The following is an 18,664-nucleotide window of genomic DNA, read 5'->3' as shown; positions in this document are numbered from 1 at the left end:
AACTATGATCCTAGAGAACCTGCGTCTGGGGCTGATTGTTTCCTGTCAGGCATTACCGGATGAGCCGTTGCACGGCGCGGCGTACATGGCGCGGATGGCTGCGGCGGCGGAAGAAGGCGGAGCAGCCGCAATTCGGGCGAATGGTGCCGCAGATGTACGGGCGATCAAACAAGCCGTATCGCTGCCGGTGATCGGAATCGTAAAGCGCCATTACCCGGATTCTTCGGTATATATCACCCCGACACGGAGAGAGATCGACGAGCTGCTGCAGGCGGGTGCAGATATCATCGCTTTAGATGCGACTCGGCAGAAGCGTCCAGAGAACGAAACGCTTGAACAAATGACAGCATTTCTGAATGAGAACGGGACAGTTTCCATGGCGGACATCTCCATTCTGGAGGAAGCGGTATACGCTGAGTCGCTTGGAGTTAGCTGTGTTTCGACTACACTCTCCGGTTACACACCGTACTCCCGGCAGCAGGATGGACCGAATCTGGAACTGCTGAAGCTAGCTGCCCAGCGTCTGAAAATCCCGGTCATTGCGGAAGGCCGAATCAGCCAACCCTCTCAGGTGGAAAAGGCGCTGGAACTGGGGGCTTACGCTGTTGTAGTAGGCTCTGCAATAACACGGCCGCAGCTGATCACCCGGCGGTTTGCGGCAGTGACGACAAAGATGAGGATGAGAAACGATGGAAATGAGCGACCGCATTAATACGTATTACCCTTCTATGACCAAGGCAGAGCAGAAGGTAGCACGGTGCGTACTGGAGCATCCCGATAACCTGATCTATCTATCGGTGACCGAACTGGCTGATGTTGCAGGGACAGGAGAAACCACGGTGATGCGCTTCTGTCGAAAAATCGGCTTTAAAGGTTACCAGGACTTCAAGCTTGTGTTAGCCCAGGGGCTGCCCAAACGGCAGAACCAGCCGGACAGCGAAAATGGAGAGCGTGATATTGCGGACCAATTCTATGCTTCCATGGTGGGTGTGCTTCAGTCGACTCTGGGGATGCTGGATTACGAACAACTGAAGCAGGCTGTACAGTGCTTGGACCAAGCACGGCATGTGCAGTTCTTTGGCGTTGGCTCTTCAGGGATTACGGCTCTGGATGCCAAGAACCGTTTCTTGCGCATCGGACGGCGAGTGGAAGCCAATCCCGACAGCCATATCCAGTCCATGATGGCAGTGACGATGGGGGAAGGTGATGTTGCTTTTGGCATCAGCGTGTCAGGCAGTACGCTCGATACGAATAATATGCTGATGAAAGCCAAGCAGAACGGAGCAAAAGTAATTGCATTGACGAATTATGCCAAATCCCCTATTGCTTCCATTGCCGACATCGTACTTCTGACTGCGGGGAAGGAATCTCCGCTCGAAGGTGGCTCCATCGGGGCCAAAATATCCCAGTTATTCATTATCGATCTTCTCTGCCAGGGGCTGGAGGGACTGCATGCGGAAGAGACCAAGAAGATGAAGGAATGGACAGCACGGGCGGTTATTGACCGTATTTATTGAAGCATGTGTCTGAATGGGGGAGAAGCAGATGCGGCAGGTCATTGGGGTGGATATCGGAGGCACGGGAATCAAGGGATTAGTAGTGAATGAAGCCGGCATGGTTCTTGCGGATATTGTACGTGCAACAGAGGCTCGTCTGGGGCGGAAAGGCATACTTGGCCAGTTAAAAGAGCTGTTGGTGGACCTGCTGGTAAGATGTGCCGAGGTGGAGGCCATAGGCATTGCTTCAGCAGGCAGGGTGAATGCAGTTACGGGGGAAGTGGTTTACGCCACCGACCATTTGCCCGGCTGGCAGGGCATGCCGCTTACGCAATGGGCGGAGGAAGCGTTTGGGTTGCCTGCGGTTGCCGACAATGATGCGAATGCCGCGTTGCTTGGCGAGTCGTGGCTTGGGGCCGGACGCGGCAAGCAAAGCCTCGTGATGCTGACTCTGGGCACCGGTGTCGGAGGTGCCAACATGTACGAAGGCCAACTGCTGCGCGGAGCTGGCTGGCGTGGCGGGGATTGGGGGCATAGTGTACTTGTGCCCGGTGGGCGGCCTTGCAACTGTGGCAAACAGGGCTGCGTGGAGCAATATGTCTCCGGCAGTGCGCTTTTGCGCCTTGCAATGGAGCAGTCGGACAGTGTGTACACAGATGGCCGGGAAATCATGGCAGCCGCAGCTAAGGGTGAACCATCTGCATTGTTCATCCTGGAGCAGTACACGGCGAACTTGACGCTGGTTATTTCCAATATCAGCGCATCGATTGATCCCGAATTGATTATTGTTGGTGGCGGAGTGATTCATGACCATGCTGCATGGTGGCATCTGCTTACCAACAAGCTGCACCTTGAAGGGCTGACAGACCGGATTGCAGCTGCTGAACTCGGTAATCGGGCTGGCTGCTTCGGGGCGGCACGACTGGCTATGGAACGGATGGATGTACCAAGATAGATCAACTTGGTTTGCGCAGCGACAAGGAGGAGAAAGCGCATGGCTATTGAGCAGGAGAAACATACCGATGTTGTTATTATCGGAGGCGGACTTGGCGGGACGGCGGCTGCACTGGCCGCAGCCAAAGCAGGTCAGCGGGTCATTTTGACGGAAGAGACGGACTGGCTTGGCGGTCAATTGACCTCGCAGGCAGTGCCCCCGGATGAACACCGCTGGATTGAACAATCCGGCAGCACGGCGTCCTACCGCGAATTTCGCAGCAGGGTCAGGGATTATTACAGACGGAATTACCCACTTACCGAATCCGCAAGACGAGATCCCATTCTGAATCCTGGCAATGGCTGGGTCAGCCGTTTGACACATGAGCCCAAGGTCGCACTTGCGGTGTTGCATGAGATGCTTGCCCCCTACGTGAATACAGGACGGATCGAAGTCCTCTATTATACTGTACCGGTTCATGCGGATACAGCAGGGGATCGGGTGACTAGCGTGACTGTTCGTGTAGGCCAAAGTGGAGGATTGATGAAGCTCCGGGGTGCCTATTATTTGGATGGCACGGAATGCGGCGATCTGCTCCCCCTTGCCGGAGTCGAGCATGTAAGCGGAGCAGAATCTCGGCGGGAGACGAGTGAACCCCATGCACTGGAAGAAGCAGACCCGCTAGACATGCAGTCGATTACCCATGTGGCGGCAGTGGATTATGTACATGATGGAAACTTCACCATTCCCCGTCCACGAGAATATGAATACTGGCGACAGTATGTTCCCTCATTCTCAACGTATCCGATCCTGAGCTGGTACGCTTCGGATGCCAATGATACCTCCAAGCTGAAAGAGTTCACGATGTTCCCGAATGAACAGGGTATTGTCTCGCTGTGGGATTATCGGCGGATCGTTGATCCCGAGTTGTGGGCAGAGCCGCTGAATGCGGGTGAAGTGACGCTGCTTAACTGGGCCTTGAACGATTATTACGTTGGTCCGCTGATCGGTGTATCCCCGGCGGAAAGGCAGCAGCATCTGGATGAGGCAAGGCAGCTTACGCTGTCGTTGGTATATTGGCTTCAAACGGAGGCTCCCCGCCTCGATGGCGGACGGGGGTATCCTGGCGTACGACTGCGGGGAGATGTGCTTGGCACGGAAGACGGTCTGGCGAAAGCTCCCTATATAAGGGAATCGCGTCGAATCCGTGGCCTCTATACCATTGCGGAGCAGGATGTGAGCAAGGAGCTGCGGGGCGCAGAGGGGCCAAAACGTTACAACGATAGTGTGGGTGTTGGCAGTTATCATCTGGATCTCCATCCTACAACCGTGAGCCAGCGAACCTTTTATATACCGAACCATCCCTACGAGATTCCGTTGGGTGCGCTCATCCCGGTACGAGTCAAGAACCTGCTCCCGGCCTGCAAAAATATCTCCATGACCCAGATCGCGAACGGTTGTTACCGTCTGCATCCTACAGAATGGAATATTGGCGAGGCAGCGGGCCACCTTGCGGCATATGCCATTTCCAATCAGGTGGAACCGGCGGCAATAAGAGATACGGAAGAGCACCTTCAGTCCTATCAGGCACAGTTGATCCGGCAAGGAGTTCAGCTGCATTGGACGAAGGCAGAGCTGGAAGGGGATAATTAGGCAGCTTATTTGAAACGAACCCCCAATCTTCGATACAATGGGTTCATAGAGTCTGAGAGAATCGAACGATCCAACAGGGCTCAGAAATGGAGAAATACAAGATGACTGATTATATTAATGCTGAAGAAATCAATGAGATGATTCTGGCTGCGGCGGCTTCAGAGCTGGAGCAGATGGTGGGCAAAATTTGTGAACTGATCGGTACACCTTTGGAACAGACAACAGAACTGGAGCGTCAGGTCATGGCTGCTTTTGGTTTTGGTGGTGTATATAGCATCACCCATCGGGATCAGCTGGCAGAGTCACAGGCTCATGCACTGAGCATTCGGATGCTGATTAAGCCGTTTAACTATAGTGAGCAGCAGGCGGTTGATTTTGCAGATGACCTTATTCGGGTAGCTTCCGATCGTGAGGTTCATCCTGTGATGAACACGATTATCCATCGCGGGATCGATGGACACCGCCAGTTCAATCAGGAAGACGATGAAGGGTTGGCACGTAACATTCAAGAGATTTTAACAGCGGTACAACCGCAGAAATAGACGAGTTTTATTAGGTTTGGGAGATGATCGCATTGGATCTGATGAAATTAAGCAAAGAGCTCTCCTACGCTCTGCGACATGCCCCGTGGGAGTATGAGCTGGAGCTGGACGAAGAGGGTTGGGTGGGAATTCAGCAATTGCTGGTGGCTTTACATGAAAGTTCGCAGTGGAAGGAAGTAACGGAAACCGATCTGGAGCAGATGATTCAAGCCTCGGAGAAAAAGAGACATGAGATCCGTTCTGGCCGCATCCGGGCTTTATATGGTCATTCGACCCCGCAAAAGATATCTAAAACACCTGCCGATCCACCAGAGACACTCTATCATGGAACGCCACTGCGGTCGGTCCCTTCCATTACGGAACAAGGTTTGCAGCCGCGGCAACGACAATATGTACATCTGTCCGCAGATATCGATACCGCCAAACAGGTGGGACGAAGACGTGATGATCAGCCTGTTATTCTGAAAATCAATGCTGCTCAAGCCGCCCAGGAGGGACTCCTCTTTTATCACGGGAATGAAAATATTTGGCTGGCCGACCACATACCCGCACGTTATATCGAGCAATGATTGATGAACTGTTGTGGAGGCGCTGCTACCCTAATGGTGCTGTAATCAGGGACAGCGTAGAACGTGTGCCGGGTTCATTAGAGAAAATGAATGCTAACAAAGGGGTGTCTCCGTCATGTTCATGACGGGGACACCCCTTTGAATTTCTAGTCTATTATACTTACTTGCCCAAAATCGCCTTAATGCCTTCGCTCAGTGGTTGAGCAGGACGGCCAAGCAATGTCTCCAATGTATCACTCTCTACAGCCAGTGCTCCCTCACGAATGGCACTTTGCATATCCACCAGCATCGATACGACAAAGTCAGGCAGACCTGCACCTTTCATGATGTCAGCGTAAGCGGCATTGTCCACGTTTTGCACTTTGATTTCCTGTCCAAGGACTTCACCAACAATGGCAGCCAGTTCAGCTTGAGTGCGCAGTTTGCCGGACAATTCATACATGGTATTCTCATGGCCTTCTCCAGCAAGGACAGCTGCTGCAGCATGGGCATAATCACTGCGTGTAGCCCAGCCCACTTGACTATCGTTAGTTGCATGAACCCAAGGTGCGCCTTGCGTGGCCGCTTGCACGCTGCTTGCTTCATTTTCCAGGTACCAGTTGTTGCGCAGGAAGGAATAAGGAATGCCAGACTCACGAATAGCTTGTTCTGTAGCGCGATGAACTTCAGCCAGGGGGAGTGTGTTATTCTCAGCGTTCACAACGCTTGTGTAAGCGATGAAACCCACATCTGCTTTTTTGGCAGCGTCAATCGCAGCCTGGTGTTGGCGAATACGCGTTTCATTGTCACCATCGGTGGAGATGAGCAACAGACGGTCTACGCCGGCAAAAGCCTTCTCCAAAGTCTCCGGTTGATCGAAATCACCGTGACGAACATCAACGCCTTGAGCAAGCAACGATTCGGCTTTCTCCGGAGTACGTACGCTTACTGCCAAATCTCCTGCAGCATTTGTCTTCAACAATGCTTCAACCACCAGTGAACCCAAATGACCTGTTGCGCCTGTAACTAAAATTTTCATCTTCTTTTCCTCCTATAGGTGTGTTTTGGTTGGATACGCCATACACGATAAGCTCGACAAGCTGTGAAAGAATATTGCGTATGGATGTAATCGACTTTGTTATAACAGGTGTGATTACAACGAAAGCTTTAAAAAAAGCTCACAATGAGCTTTTTTTATTCAGAGGCGCGAACCTGATCCATCATCTGTTGGATCGTTACACGTTTCAAACGTCCCTCCATGGCAAGTTGAGCTTCAATGAGCTCGGCACGCAAGCTCTGTTCAATCATGCTGCCTACCGGACAATTCGGGTTAGGGTGTTTATGGAAATTAAACAACTGTCCATCCTCGACCACCTCAAGGGCATGATATACATCCAGCAGGGTTATGTCTGAGGGCTCCTTCAACAAGAATGCGCCCCCGACGCCAGATCTGACATCAATCAGGCTAGCCTGTTTCAACTTGGACATGATCCGCCGGATAATAACCGGGTTCGTATTCACGCTCTGGGCGATAAAATCTCCGGTGCACTCGTTAGGCGCAACAGCGATCAGGGACAGCGTATGGACTGCTATGGAAAAGCGACTGCTGATTTGTTTCATTTGTGATCACCACCGTTGTAACCATTGTAGTTACAAAGCGATCTGTTGTCAATTAGATCTTTCGTAACATGTATTCCTTTGAGGAGTATCATTAATTTTGGATTGCCTAGGCCTTAACCCTTCACCGCTCCTGAAGTTAGTCCCCCTACAATATACTTTTGCCCAATCAGGAAGACGATTAGTACAGGCAATGACGTGAGCACGATATCCGCACTGACCAGATTCCACTGGGCACTGAATTGTCCAAAGAAGTTATACACAGCCAGGGTCATCGGCCACATTTCCACCGTATTGAGCATATAGAGTGGGGCAGTGAATTCATTCCAGACACTCAGGAAATTCAGGACAAATACCGTCACTAGCACCGATGTTAACAAAGGAACGATAATTCTCAGGAACAGCTTGATCCCATTGCATCCGTCCATGATCGCCGCTTCATCCAGCTCCTTCGGGATGTTAGACACAAATGCATACGTAATGAATAGCGAGATTGGAATCCCCATCGCCGTGTAGAGCAGAATCATGCCGAGATGTGAATTAATCATGCCCATCGATTTCATTACTTCCATCAGCGGAATGTAGTTGAGCGGCAGTGTGATGCCAAGAATCAGGAAGAAGTACAGAAACTTGCTGAGCTTTGAATGATTGCGCGATAACGTGAAGGCTGAGAAAGCCACGACAAACACCAGCAGCAGGGAAGAGACCCCGGAGTGCAGTAGACTGTTGAAAAAAGAACCTCCCAAGTGGCCCTGTTCATAGACGATTTTGTAATTTTCAAAGATAAACTTCTCGGGCAACGTCAGTTTCAGCACTTTGGCCTCGGCATCGGACTTGAAAGAATTCAGTACAATGACGACAAAAGGAATCAGGACCACCAGGCTAAGCAGCCAGGCGAGCGCATTTAACGCAATGGAGGCCAGTCTTTTTTTCAATCGCATTTAGTATTCCACCTTTCGGTTCATCAAGCGGATGATGAAGAAGGAGATGATCGCCATGATGACAAACAAAATGGTGGATAGCGCACTTCCGAGTCCCCAATACCCTTTGGCAAAAGAGGAATATACCGCTGTGTTAATGACATCCGTGGCGTTGCCGGGGCCACCGTTGGTCAGCACGTATACGGCATCGAAGACTCTCAGCCCATAGGTAATATTGAGCACCGTGGCGATGGTAATCGTAGGCATCAACATCGGAATGGTGATTCGGAACAGCTTCTGCCCGAAGCCTGCGCCGTCAATGGATGCCGCCTCGTAATAATCGCGGGGGATGGCGAGTAGTCCGGCGATGAACAGCACCATGATGTAGCCCATGCCTTTCCACGTATCCACCGCCATAATGGATGGCATGGCCCAAGTCAGGGAGCCCAGCCAATTCTGAGCGAGAACGTCCAGTCCCATGGAACGCAGAGTCACGTTAACGAACCCGTTGTTGGGGTCGAGCAGACTTTTGAACACAAGACCAACAATTAGGAAGGACAGCACCTGTGGGGAGAAGATGATCATCCGGTGCAGATTGGCGGCCTTTACACCGCTGACTAACAGCAGAGCGAGAAACAAGCCCAGAACGGTCTTGGCAATGGACGTAACCAGGGTAAACAGAACTGTATTTTTGATAAAAAGCAGATAGGTCGGATCACCTGCCAGGATGGTACGGAAATGCTCCAGACCGATAAAGTTCTTCTCCGAACTATAGCTGTTCCAGTCGGTGAAGGAATAATAGATGCCCAACAGGGCGGGAGCGACGATGAACAACAGATACAGTACAATCGCTCCGGACGAGAAATACCATGGATAGATTTTGTTCGCATTCATAACCTGTAACACCTGTCCTTCCTGCCAAAATACATGAGCGGGCAAGTGCCCGCTGCATGTAACGCTGATCAGCGTTTATGTTTATCTGAGATTTACGTTGTTATTGCCACGCTTCATCCTTCAGCACTTTGGCTTGCTCAGCCCGACGTTTATCGATATTTTGCAGAATCTGATCCGGTGTCATTGCTCCGGCGAACATACCTGACAAGTCCTTGCCGATATCCATCCATTGTGGATCAATATATTTCACAGCGGCCTGCATAACCGTACCTTTTTCATGATTTTTTTCATAATCAATATAGTCCTGCGTCAGCTTCGGTTCGATTTCCGGCCAGCAGATTGTCAGATTACCTTCACCTTCATCGAATACCCGTTGCAGATGATCATGCTCAGTGATCCAGCGGAAGAATTTCAGAACTTCTTCGGGATGTTTACTGTTTTTGTTGCCAAACATCGCAGCCGAACCGCCCGGATTCACACCAATTGTCTGATTGTCTCCCCAAGGCATGACGAAGAATCCCATATTGTCTTCCATCGCCGGATAAGCTTCAGACACTTCCTTTTCCGTACCTGGAACCCGCAGCAGCATGGCTGCTTTCTCCTGACCAAAGGCTTCGATTCCCGCTTCTACCGTGTTGGATAGAAAGTCTTTGCCGAAATAGCCGAGATCCGCAAATTCCTTCAACTGCTCAATAACCGTCTTGAGCTGCGTCATGTCCGCGACCTTCATCTCATTGTTGTTCAATTTCTCGTAGGTTCCCGCTGACGTTTGTTCATAGTTAGGCCCCGTTTCGAACAAAGGCAGAACCTGATACCACCCGCTGGCAGGTGCCTGATAGAACGGAATGATGTCTTTATCTTTGATTTTCTGGCTGATCGCCTTGAATTCCGCATAGGATGTAGGAGGTTCAATGCCAAGCTCTGCGAAGATGCGTTTGTTATAGTACACATACCAGATTTTCGATGGAGCAAAAGAAACCCCGTACACCTTGTCATTGTGACTGACCGTTGGCAGAATTTCTTCCGACATTCGGCTCGTGAATTCCTCATTGGTCAGGTCAATTGCATTTTCTTCCGGTCTTACGTTGGCCGGCATGCTGAGTGGGTCCACATCGACATTGAAAATGTCAGGTGCTTCGCCGGACGCCAGCTTCACCTTGATCAGGTCGCGCCATTGTGCGTCAGGTACGACCTGAAAGTCAATTTTGACTCCAGTTTCCTGCTCATATTCCTTGGCCATCGTCTGCATGATACCTGTACGTGGAATACCCGACTGGCTTGTTCCAAACGTCAGTGTCACCTTGCCCGTACCTTCCGCATTTTTCTCCGAGTTGCACCCGGCAAGCAGCAGGGTGGAGAGCAAGAGCACACCTGCGAGGGGAAAAAGAAATCGTTTTCTCATCATTGGACCTCCCGAAATATCAATAATATTATTACTTGCCGAAATGCTTTATGTAAGCGTATTCTTATGTGGATAACTTTACTGTGAACAACGGATGTGCTCAATAGACAAAAACGTTCTGTTGGGTGGACATTTTCGACGGGTGTAACAGATATCATCACAGGACGAGGTGTGAGGGGATTGCAGTATCGGTTTGGAACGCTTCAACAAAGTCTGTTTGCCTATTACTCTGCGGTATTTATTATCTTTTCGCTCATTGTGGCGGGGCTTCTGTATTTTTTTCTCGCGGGTGACATCCGTAATCGAAGTGAAGAACAGCAGAAACAACTAGGGGTATCAATCGTTGGCAATCTGGATCAGGAAGTGGTGAAAATGAACAATTTCTCCATGAATATCGTGTACTCCAATCTGGTAAAAGAACACTTCAGTCATTATTTGGCGCCTGCGGAGGGCAGTGAACAGACACTGACGAGTGATCCGGCATTGTACAAGGATACAACAACACTGATCGACGTCATTCTGGCGATCATCAGCAGCTCGAATACGGCGAAGCAGGCGAATATCTATGATGTGAACGGCAAGATGCTGGGAGCAGGAGCATTCAACGGTCAACTGTCGGTGAACCTGACGGAGCGCCCCTGGTATCAGGAAACCTGGGAGCGTAGTGGCTGGCGAGTAATCCGTCTATTAGAGGGCGGAGCTTTGCCTATGCCCACAGGGGAGGGGAAATCAGATCAACCCTACATTTCGCTAACCCGGGTATACAAAGACGGCAATTATGTTAGCCAGGGCGTGGTTGAAATTTTACAGAGTGCAACAGACCTGTTCCAGCATTTGAATGATGTGCAGGCGAGTAACGAGGAGCTTCGCATTTATGTGATGGATGAACAAAATACACGCTTGTATCCACTTTCTTCGGATGCCGATGCTTCCAAGGCAGGCCATTTCGATGATGTGGAGTTGATTCAAAATCGTACATTTCCACCCGATACCATGCAGGAAGTAACCGATCCACTGAATCATACCAAGCAAATGATGACGTACATGACTTCACAGGAGACCGGATGGACCGTTGTTGTGATGCAGTCCAAGCAGTCCCTTTTCGCCAATCTGAACCGATTGGCTCTGATGTTTGTCGGTGCGACGTTAGCAACCCTGATGCTCATTCTGATTCTCTCGTATCTGATCTCCAAACGGGTCACCTTGCCGCTGCATCGCCTGCAGCGCATTATCCAGAAAACGGGTGAGAACGACCTGGTAACGAATCAGGATTCGGGCCAGTTGTTCAAGCTGGAGCATCCCGGTTCCATTCGGGAGATGGGTGAACTGAATGATACGTTTATCCGGCTCAATCAGCAGCTTGTGCAATCTTTTCAGGACAGACTGGCGATGAAATCCCAGGAGACGGAAGCGAGATTACTGGCGTTACAGTCCCAGATGAACCCGCATTTTCTCTACAACAACATCACGAATATTAGCATCATGGCGGAGGAAGGCATGAATGAGCAGATTGTCGCGTTTTGCGGTCATATTGCGTCCATGCTCCGTTATATCTCTACACCGGGCAAGAATGGTGTTCCTCTGTCGCAGGAATTGGACTATTGTGAGCGGTATCTGAAATGCATGAAGATTCGATTCGAAGATGATTTGCTCTATGAGTTCCACATGCCCGATACGATGCGAAGTATCAAGGTACCCATGCTGATCGTGCAGCCGCTGCTGGAAAATGTCATGAAATATGGATTGAGCGATACCCCTCCATGGAAGCTGCATATCACTGGTGAAGTGGACTTGGAACAGGAAGCTTGGCAGATACACGTGGAAGATAACGGACCTGGCATGGAACCCGAGGCACTCGCAACCATTATGCATTACATGGATCAATCCCAGGAGTGGGAGCGGCTCCCGGACCTTGAGATCAACGGGATGGGGCTCAGGAACATCTGGGTCCGATTGAAGTTATGGTATGGCTCGGCAGCCCACATGCAGATTACGAACAAGCCTTCCGGCGGTGTCATGATTACAATAGGTGGTTCCATTCGAAAGGAGCATGGCTGAACCCATGACGATCAAATACAGAACGATTATTGTGGAAGACGAAGCTTTGATTCGCCGTAATGTTTCGCGCAAATTCAGGGAGCTGGGCACCCGGTTCGAGGTGATCGGTGAAGCGAGAAACGGCCAGGAAGCGTTACAGCTTATTGAACAGTCCGTACCTGATCTGGTTGTAACCGATATTCAGATGCCGGTGATGAACGGACTGGAACTGGCCAAATATCTGTATTTTGCCTATCCGCATGTGAAGATTGTCATTCTGAGTGGTTATCATGAGTTTGAGTATGCACGACAGGCGATCAGTTACAAGGTGGAGGATTACCTTCTCAAACCATTGTCGGAAGAACAGCTTCGTACATTGCTAGATGCGATGGAACTCAAGCTCGGGAGCGCTGTTGATTCGCTTGCTCATGTCAGTGCTGTGCTGGATGAGCAGGTGAAACCAGAGGATATCGCAGAGGCCGTTAAGCTGTATCTGAAGCAGAACTACATGCATGAGATAACGCTTCAGGACATGGCAGGGCAGATGCATTTTAGTGTGGACTATCTGGGAAAGTGCTTCAAGAAGGTGACGGGGGAGACTCCGCTGAAATATATGACGGGCCTGAGAATCAATGAAGCGAAGCGATTGCTCGTCACGCACGAAAATATGGATATCAAGACGATTGGCGGAGCGGTAGGGTATAGCGATTCCCACTATTTCAGCCGTATTTTCAAAAACAAAACGGGCTTGTATCCAAGTGAGTATCGCCAGCAGTCACTGCAACGAAAAAAAGCCCTGTCCATGGATGATGAGCACCATGTTGACCTGAGCTGATTACTGGGCCAAAGCTTCTTCGGTTATTTTGCGAATATCAAACGGGGATCGGATACCTTCTTCAATGATGTCGGGGAGAATCTGTTCCAGGAAATATTGTACACAGTGGAGGTCGATATTTTTGATTTTGACCAATGCATAACGGTACATAACGATAAATTCTTTCTCCGTGTTGCCACGTTGGAGTTCGGCAAAGGCTTCGTACACTTGATCCATCTTATCTGCGACTTCCAGAATCAGTCCTTCGACAGATTGATCTTTGCCTTCGCGTAGCTGTCTGCGGAATATAGGCTGGAACTCTTCAGGAATATTTTCATTAATAAAATGTTCAACCATGCCTTCTTCCACCTTTTGCAGCATGGAACGCAGCTCCAGTGAATAATGTTTGACTGGCGTTTTGATATCACCGATGAAGATTTCACCATAATCATGACTGCTGGTAATCTCGTATAACTTTTTCCAATCAATGGCGACCCCATGCTGCTCCTCGATATCTGCGAGCGTTTTGGCGTACTGTACCACTTTCCAGGAATGAGCGGATACGCTATGCTCTTCGAATTTGAATTTGCCAGGTGTGCGAATAATACGTTCGAGATCGTTCAGTGACCTGAAGTACGTATGAATTCCCATATAAGCGATCATCCTTTGCTGAGATATAAATGTGAGGTATTATTCGACTATACACCCGTTATGTCAACTCTGGATTAACGCGGATTGCGGCGAAGGTAAAAAGAAGTTTTAATTCTCTACAGAAGGACGAGAGGATCAAAGAGAGGGGTAGGAGAAAGTACGCAGCTAATCGACAAACAATAAAAAAGCCACCATGTATGACTGAACGTGAGTTCGGCATCCATCGTGGCTTTAGTTGTGTAGATGTTGTGTTACCTACGTACATAAGTGCAGTTGGATCAAGAATTACGCTTTTTTTCGTACCGATGAAGTATACCAGTACGCCATACCGACAAACAGTGCACCGCCGATGATATTACCAAGCGTCACCGGAATCATGTTATGAAACCAGCCTGCCAAAGTAATCGTATCCGGGTGGTTCGGCAGGAGCCAGGACAAGGACAGCAAGGTCATATTGGCGACACTGTGCTCATACCCACTTGCGATAAAGGCGTACAGACACCACCAGATGAGAGCAATTTTGGCGATATCCTCTTTCGTGCGAGCTGCCATCCAGATCGCCAGACAGACGAGCCAGTTACAGAGAATGCCGCGGAAGAACAACTCAGACACGGGAGCGGCCATCTTTTTGGCAGAAGCAACGAATAACAGATGTTCGGGCGCAGCCGTTTTGAACAGGCCGCTGCCGACAATAAGTAGGCTGAGCAGGATCGCACCGAGCAAGTTGCCGAGGAAGACAAGTCCCCAGTTTTTCAGTGTATCTTTAACCGTGGTCCGGCCTGCGAGCGTGCTCATGGTGAAAAACATGTTGTTGCCTGTAAATAGTTCCGATCCGGCAAAGATAACCAGTGTGAGGGCGAGTCCGAAGGACATGCCCATCAACATGGTTTGCAGTGGTGACTGAGCCGCTAAGAGCGGAGCACCGATACTAAAGATCAGAATGATACCCAGGCCTACATAGGCACCAGCCATCAAGGCAGCAACCATGTAACGTGGCAGGCTCGCATTCATCTGATCCCGTTTTTTAACCGCAGCTTCAATAATTCCCTCAACACTTGGTGTATACATCACGGTTTCCTCCATTATTTAACATCGATCTTTCAACGTTGCGATGGAGCTATACAGCGATCCAGACCTGGTCATTCTCGACCTTCACCGGATACATCTGCACCTGACCGGTGTCCGGTGCTTGCACCAGACCGGTTGTCAGGTCGATTTTCCAATCATACAGCGGATCGTACAGATAATGCCCGGACACGATTCCTTCAGCCAGCGGCCCACCCTTAGGGTGGGGGGTGCGATTATCCGCTGCAAAGATAGTGCCATCCGATGCACGAAATACAGCTAGCTGATGGCCTTGAATCTCAACTACTCTTCCGATTCGTGGCAGGAATTCTTCAACTATTCCGGCAGGGAAGTAGGTTCCTGATTGTTTGGTCGTCATCTTAATACCACTCCTTATCTAATGAACATTCATCCTGTGTTTTGGTCTTTCAAGCTTGTTTATGGACGAGCCGATACTTCAATACCGTGGAACAGTTTGCTTTCGCCTTCCTCATTACGAATCGCTTTTTGCCAAGGCTCTTCGACATGTTCAAGAGCAAACTCAATCCGTTGCATCAGAGCTTTACGTTCTTCGAGGTTATCCACGACAACCGAACGAATATGCTCCAGGCCCATCCGTTCCACCCATTCGGAAGTCCGTTCCAGATAGTTACCTGTCTCGCGGTAATATTGCATGATCGCTCCGCACAATTCAATCAACTCGTCATCTGTTTTCACTTTGCACAGGGCATCAGCAAGTCTTGCTTTAATACCGCCGTTACCACCGATAAAGATTTCCCAGCCTCCGTCGTTACCAACGATACCAATATCTTTTGTACATGCTTCTGCACAGTTCCGTGGACAACCATTGACGGCATATTTAAACTTAGCTGGCAGATCCAGACGTTCGAATTTCCGTTCAATTCTGGCGCCCATAGCCATGGAATCCTGTGTACCGAATCGGCAGAATTGGGAACCGACACATGTTTTGACTGTACGCAGCGATTTGGCGTAGGCGTAACCCGAAGGCATATCCAGTTCAGCCCAGACTTTAGTCAAATCTTCTTTTTTGACTCCGATCAAGTCGAGACGCTGACCGCCAGTAACTTTGACTGCTTTAACATCATATTTGACCGAAATATCAGCAATGCGTTTGAGGTCCGCTGGTGTAGTCACTCCACCATACATCCGAGGTACAACCGTGTAAGTTCCATCTTTTTGAATATTTGCGTTCATGCGTTCGTTAACAAAACGGGATTCCTTCTCATCTTCGTGCGTGTCCGGTGCAATCATGCCAAGGTAATAGTTGATCGCCGGACGACATTTGGAACAACCCTCAGGCTGACTCCAGCCCAGAACATGCATGACTTCTTTGGTCGTTTGTAATCCCTTTGCACGAATCTCGGCTACGATCTCATCCCGTCCCATGGAAGTACATCCGCAGATTCCTTGTTTGGCTCCAGTACTGAAGTTGTCTCCAAGCACATATTGCAGAATCTGTTCAACAACGGGCTTACATCCACCGCAAGAGCGGGTTGCACCCGTACAAGCTTTGATTTCATCTACAGTGGTAAGGCCCTGGTTTGTGATTACATCGACAATGGTTCCTTTAGTCACCCCGTTACATCCGCAGACGATTTCGTCTTCGGGCATCGTTTCAACAGAGGTTGTTTTTTTATGACCACCGCAGCCTGTGCCCATGAGCGAACCGTATAATTCCTCGGTCATTTCGGTTTGATTTTTGATCAGCTTTTGCAATTCGGCAGAATCCGTAATGTCACCGAAGAGAACGGCACCGACCATTTTATTGTCGCGAAGCAGAATTTTTTTGTAGGTCCGTTTCCAGTCGTCTTTATGTGCAATGACGATGTGCTCCGGACTGTCGATGAATTCACCGGTTGAAAAGACGTCCACACCCGAAATTTTCAATTTCGTGGATACAACAGAACCTTCATAAGGCGCCGTCTCAACACCGCATATATGCTTCGCCAGAATCATGCCTTGCTCGAACAATGGGGCAACGAGGCCGTAACATACCCCGCGATGCTCTGTACATTCCCCGACTGAATACACATTCTCAAGTGAAGTCCGCATATAGTCATCCACGAGGATACCCCGGTTAACTTCCATACCGATCTCCACAGCTACAGCTGTATTCGGCTTGATCCCTACAGCCATAACAACAAAATCAACATTCAGTACAGAATCATCGGCAAAACGAATACCTTCAACCCGGTCACCGCCCAGCAGTTCGGAAGTCTGTGCTCCCATTTTGAATCGAATGCCCTGACGTTCCAGTTCGGCTTTTAACATGGCTGAAGCTTGCGGATCAAGCTGACGCTCCATCAAATCATCCATCAGATGCACGACGGTAACTTCCATCCCGAGTTGTACCAACCCTTTGGCAGCTTCAAGACCGAGGAGTCCGCCACCGATAACGGCAGCTCTTTTGTACTGTTTGGCAGCTTCCAGCATAATATTGCAATCGGCGATATCACGGAAACCGACGACACCCTCTTTGTCATGTCCCGGAACCGGGAGAATAAAGGAGTTGGAGCCTGTTGCGATGATGATTTTATCATAAGGGAAGCGGGTACCTTCCTCTGTCACGACTTCACGTGTATCCGAATCAATTCGGGATACGGTTGTTCCTGTATGGAGAGTAATCCCATAATCCTCATACCAGTGGAGATCATTCAGCACGATGTCATCAAGTGTTTTGCTACCTTCCAATACATAGGACAACATAATGCGATTGTAGTTAGGGTAGGGCTCTGTGCCAAATACGGTAATATCAAATCGCGAAGTTAATTTTAAAATTTGTTCAACTGTGCTGATTCCTGCCATACCATTACCAATCACAACGAGTTTTTCCTTGTTTCCGTTCATATGTGTAGGCCTCCTTGGATAAACATTTACATTAGCTACATTTTTATTGGCTTATATTTGAATTATACAAGTCTTTGCCGACATCCAATGTGATTTAATTCACTAATAACGATATTAGGATCACAAATAAATAAGTGTGATGCCGGTCACAGAATCACATTTTTATTTTCGGATGGAAGGATGGAATGCATATGTGGATGGGTGTTATAAGGGTATATAAATAAGAAATACGAACTATTGTTCTTATTTTCTTTTCGTTGTAATATCGGAAGTGGGCGTTTATATTCCCTATTTCTTCGAAAGGAAGTTTTTGCATCATGATGGGAAGAACCCACCTGATTATTGGGACAGGCGTATCGCTCTCTGTTCTTCAATTGGCCGGCATACCCGTTACAGCACCAGCAGTTACTGTTGCACTGATTGGTTCCTTGCTACCGGATATCGATGAGCCTAATTCGTTACTGGTATCCAAGGCCTTGCCGAACAGTCTGATCAGGCTGCTCCAGACAATCCTGTTGCCAATAGCTGTATTTGTTTATTTTTATGTTCCGGTCAAGCCCTGGAATCTGTTGCTCGCCGTTCTGATTGGGCTGGTATCCTTCCTGCCCTCACGCTCACTTCGCAAAGTGCTGATGTTCGCGATTGGGTTGGGACTAGTCTTCTATGGTCATGCGTTTGCACCGTGGAATCTGATCGCAGGCAGTTTGTTGATGCTTTGCACCACGCTGACCCACAGGGGATTGACGCATTCGATCTACGGAACTGCTGTATGGGCCGGGCTGCTCTATAGCACAACGCAGCAGCAGGGACCGGAGATCTGGGTAGCTGGGGGCACGGCATATGCCATGCATCTGTTGGCTGATTCTCTGACCAATCGGGGCATCCGTCCGTTACCACCGCTCAAGTGGCGTATACGGGTCAATCTGATGAGTACAGGAACCAAGCGTGGAGCCGTTGTGGAAAATGTCTGCATTGTGCTTACCCTTATTTTGGCTTGGTTTGCGTTTTCACCGCTATTTCTATAGCCATCAATAAACGCCAGTCCGCATATGATGGACTGGCGTTTACTGGTATGCTGTTCATACTGAAATGGATGGCAACATCAATGAGCCGATTCAAGTTTGAGAAGGTGAATCGGTAAGACTGTCAATATCTGAAGAGCCAAATACAAATAAGGCAACAAGAATGACTATGATTAATAGCTCAGCGAACCCAATACCGTC

General features: G+C 49.3%; 18 protein-coding genes. 9 read left to right on the top strand and 9 right to left on the bottom strand.

From position 1 onward, the window contains the following. Nucleotides 1-4: 4 nt before the first annotated feature. The 6 genes from ACR32F_RS23630 to ACR32F_RS23605 all read left to right on the top strand — a co-directional run bounded on the left by ACR32F_RS23630 (nucleotide 5) and on the right by ACR32F_RS23605 (nucleotide 5,194). A complete protein-coding gene (locus tag ACR32F_RS23630) occupies nucleotides 5-712 on the top strand; it encodes an N-acetylmannosamine-6-phosphate 2-epimerase (protein ID WP_440111332.1) in 708 nt (235 codons plus the stop codon). Further along, on the top strand, nucleotides 690-1,517 hold the full coding sequence (locus ACR32F_RS23625; protein ID WP_440111330.1) for a MurR/RpiR family transcriptional regulator: 828 nt from the start codon (nucleotides 690-692) through the stop codon (nucleotides 1,515-1,517). Before ACR32F_RS23630 ends, ACR32F_RS23625 begins: the two co-directional genes overlap by 23 nt. Before the next feature lie 28 nt (nucleotides 1,518-1,545). Then, the gene (locus ACR32F_RS23620; protein ID WP_440111328.1) at nucleotides 1,546-2,451 is read left to right on the top strand and encodes an ROK family protein; all 906 of its coding nucleotides are present in this window, start codon (nucleotides 1,546-1,548) and stop codon (nucleotides 2,449-2,451) included. 39 nt (nucleotides 2,452-2,490) lie between these two features. Beyond that, nucleotides 2,491-4,083, top strand: a complete 1,593-nt coding sequence (locus ACR32F_RS23615; RefSeq protein ID WP_440111326.1) for an FAD-dependent oxidoreductase — start codon at nucleotides 2,491-2,493, stop codon at nucleotides 4,081-4,083. Nucleotides 4,084-4,184: 101 nt separating this feature from the next. Further along, a complete protein-coding gene (gene imm48, locus ACR32F_RS23610; protein WP_440111324.1) occupies nucleotides 4,185-4,625 on the top strand; it encodes an Imm48 family immunity protein in 441 nt (146 codons plus the stop codon). A 23-nt stretch (nucleotides 4,626-4,648) separates the two neighbouring features. After that, nucleotides 4,649-5,194, top strand: a complete 546-nt coding sequence (locus ACR32F_RS23605) for an RNA 2'-phosphotransferase (RefSeq protein WP_440111322.1) — start codon at nucleotides 4,649-4,651, stop codon at nucleotides 5,192-5,194. A gap of 160 nt (nucleotides 5,195-5,354) precedes the next feature. On the opposite strand, the gene ACR32F_RS23600 is transcribed toward ACR32F_RS23605, so the two are convergent. The 5 genes from ACR32F_RS23600 to ACR32F_RS23580 form a co-directional block, all read right to left on the bottom strand. Beyond that, nucleotides 5,355-6,212, bottom strand: coding sequence for an SDR family oxidoreductase (locus ACR32F_RS23600; RefSeq protein ID WP_440111320.1), 858 nt, complete (start codon nucleotides 6,210-6,212; stop codon nucleotides 5,355-5,357). Between the two features lie 155 nt (nucleotides 6,213-6,367). After that, the gene (locus ACR32F_RS23595) at nucleotides 6,368-6,793 is read right to left on the bottom strand and encodes an Rrf2 family transcriptional regulator (protein ID WP_440111318.1); all 426 of its coding nucleotides are present in this window, start codon (nucleotides 6,791-6,793) and stop codon (nucleotides 6,368-6,370) included. A 113-nt stretch (nucleotides 6,794-6,906) separates the two neighbouring features. After that, a complete protein-coding gene (locus tag ACR32F_RS23590; protein WP_440111316.1) occupies nucleotides 6,907-7,731 on the bottom strand; it encodes a carbohydrate ABC transporter permease in 825 nt (274 codons plus the stop codon). Continuing rightward, nucleotides 7,732-8,604 (bottom strand): carbohydrate ABC transporter permease, encoded by an 873-nt coding sequence (locus tag ACR32F_RS23585; protein ID WP_017687164.1) that lies wholly within the window; start codon nucleotides 8,602-8,604, stop codon nucleotides 7,732-7,734. Between the two features lie 100 nt (nucleotides 8,605-8,704). Continuing rightward, a complete protein-coding gene (locus tag ACR32F_RS23580; protein WP_440111315.1) occupies nucleotides 8,705-10,009 on the bottom strand; it encodes an ABC transporter substrate-binding protein in 1,305 nt (434 codons plus the stop codon). Nucleotides 10,010-10,186: 177 nt separating this feature from the next. Between ACR32F_RS23580 and ACR32F_RS23575 the strand changes: the two genes are divergently transcribed. Both ACR32F_RS23575 and ACR32F_RS23570 read left to right on the top strand, forming a co-directional pair. Further along, complete coding sequence (locus ACR32F_RS23575) at nucleotides 10,187-12,064, top strand: cache domain-containing sensor histidine kinase (RefSeq protein ID WP_440111313.1); 1,878 nt, start codon at nucleotides 10,187-10,189, stop codon at nucleotides 12,062-12,064. Then, complete coding sequence (locus ACR32F_RS23570; protein WP_440111311.1) at nucleotides 12,057-12,878, top strand: response regulator transcription factor; 822 nt, start codon at nucleotides 12,057-12,059, stop codon at nucleotides 12,876-12,878. Before ACR32F_RS23575 ends, ACR32F_RS23570 begins: the two co-directional genes overlap by 8 nt. Here the strand turns inward: ACR32F_RS23570 and ACR32F_RS23565 are convergent, their stop codons facing one another. The 4 genes from ACR32F_RS23565 to nirB all read right to left on the bottom strand — a co-directional run bounded on the left by ACR32F_RS23565 (nucleotide 12,879) and on the right by nirB (nucleotide 17,441). Further along, a complete protein-coding gene (locus ACR32F_RS23565) occupies nucleotides 12,879-13,508 on the bottom strand; it encodes a YfbR-like 5'-deoxynucleotidase (protein ID WP_440111309.1) in 630 nt (209 codons plus the stop codon). A 285-nt stretch (nucleotides 13,509-13,793) separates the two neighbouring features. Beyond that, the gene (locus ACR32F_RS23560; RefSeq protein WP_440111307.1) at nucleotides 13,794-14,576 is read right to left on the bottom strand and encodes a formate/nitrite transporter family protein; all 783 of its coding nucleotides are present in this window, start codon (nucleotides 14,574-14,576) and stop codon (nucleotides 13,794-13,796) included. Nucleotides 14,577-14,625: 49 nt separating this feature from the next. After that, nucleotides 14,626-14,952 (bottom strand): nitrite reductase small subunit NirD, encoded by a 327-nt coding sequence (gene nirD / locus ACR32F_RS23555; RefSeq protein ID WP_440111305.1) that lies wholly within the window; start codon nucleotides 14,950-14,952, stop codon nucleotides 14,626-14,628. 59 nt (nucleotides 14,953-15,011) lie between these two features. After that, a complete protein-coding gene (gene nirB / locus ACR32F_RS23550; RefSeq protein WP_440111303.1) occupies nucleotides 15,012-17,441 on the bottom strand; it encodes a nitrite reductase large subunit NirB in 2,430 nt (809 codons plus the stop codon). Nucleotides 17,442-17,758: 317 nt separating this feature from the next. On the opposite strand from nirB, the gene ACR32F_RS23545 reads away from it, so the two are divergent. Next, nucleotides 17,759-18,466, top strand: coding sequence for a metal-dependent hydrolase (locus ACR32F_RS23545; RefSeq protein WP_440111301.1), 708 nt, complete (start codon nucleotides 17,759-17,761; stop codon nucleotides 18,464-18,466). Nucleotides 18,467-18,664 lie beyond the last annotated feature (198 nt).

The sequence above is a fragment of the Paenibacillus hebaui genome, from assembly GCF_051934385.1.
Classification (GTDB): Bacteria; Bacillota; Bacilli; order Paenibacillales; family Paenibacillaceae; genus Paenibacillus.
This window is presented reverse-complemented; position numbering and strand designations above follow the sequence as displayed.

What these genes read in the sequence shown, in the direction of transcription:
- ACR32F_RS23565 (WP_440111309.1), bottom strand. Translation starts at nt 13,508, where the DNA reads ATGGGAATTCATACGTACTTCAGGTCACTGAACGATCTCGAACGTATT.
- ACR32F_RS23590 (WP_440111316.1), bottom strand. Translation starts at nt 7,731, where the DNA reads ATGCGATTGAAAAAAAGACTGGCCTCCATTGCGTTAAATGCGCTCGCC.
- ACR32F_RS23600 (WP_440111320.1), bottom strand. Translation starts at nt 6,212, where the DNA reads ATGAAAATTTTAGTTACAGGCGCAACAGGTCATTTGGGTTCACTGGTG.
- ACR32F_RS23545 (WP_440111301.1), top strand. Translation starts at nt 17,759, where the DNA reads ATGATGGGAAGAACCCACCTGATTATTGGGACAGGCGTATCGCTCTCT.
- ACR32F_RS23625 (WP_440111330.1), top strand. Translation starts at nt 690, where the DNA reads ATGGAAATGAGCGACCGCATTAATACGTATTACCCTTCTATGACCAAG.
- ACR32F_RS23615 (WP_440111326.1), top strand. Translation starts at nt 2,491, where the DNA reads ATGGCTATTGAGCAGGAGAAACATACCGATGTTGTTATTATCGGAGGC.
- ACR32F_RS23585 (WP_017687164.1), bottom strand. Translation starts at nt 8,604, where the DNA reads ATGAATGCGAACAAAATCTATCCATGGTATTTCTCGTCCGGAGCGATT.
- nirB (WP_440111303.1), bottom strand. Translation starts at nt 17,441, where the DNA reads ATGAACGGAAACAAGGAAAAACTCGTTGTGATTGGTAATGGTATGGCA.
- ACR32F_RS23620 (WP_440111328.1), top strand. Translation starts at nt 1,546, where the DNA reads ATGCGGCAGGTCATTGGGGTGGATATCGGAGGCACGGGAATCAAGGGA.
- ACR32F_RS23560 (WP_440111307.1), bottom strand. Translation starts at nt 14,576, where the DNA reads ATGTATACACCAAGTGTTGAGGGAATTATTGAAGCTGCGGTTAAAAAA.
- ACR32F_RS23580 (WP_440111315.1), bottom strand. Translation starts at nt 10,009, where the DNA reads ATGATGAGAAAACGATTTCTTTTTCCCCTCGCAGGTGTGCTCTTGCTC.
- ACR32F_RS23595 (WP_440111318.1), bottom strand. Translation starts at nt 6,793, where the DNA reads ATGAAACAAATCAGCAGTCGCTTTTCCATAGCAGTCCATACGCTGTCC.
- ACR32F_RS23570 (WP_440111311.1), top strand. Translation starts at nt 12,057, where the DNA reads ATGGCTGAACCCATGACGATCAAATACAGAACGATTATTGTGGAAGAC.
- imm48 (WP_440111324.1), top strand. Translation starts at nt 4,185, where the DNA reads ATGACTGATTATATTAATGCTGAAGAAATCAATGAGATGATTCTGGCT.
- ACR32F_RS23605 (WP_440111322.1), top strand. Translation starts at nt 4,649, where the DNA reads ATGATCGCATTGGATCTGATGAAATTAAGCAAAGAGCTCTCCTACGCT.
- ACR32F_RS23630 (WP_440111332.1), top strand. Translation starts at nt 5, where the DNA reads ATGATCCTAGAGAACCTGCGTCTGGGGCTGATTGTTTCCTGTCAGGCA.
- nirD (WP_440111305.1), bottom strand. Translation starts at nt 14,952, where the DNA reads ATGACGACCAAACAATCAGGAACCTACTTCCCTGCCGGAATAGTTGAA.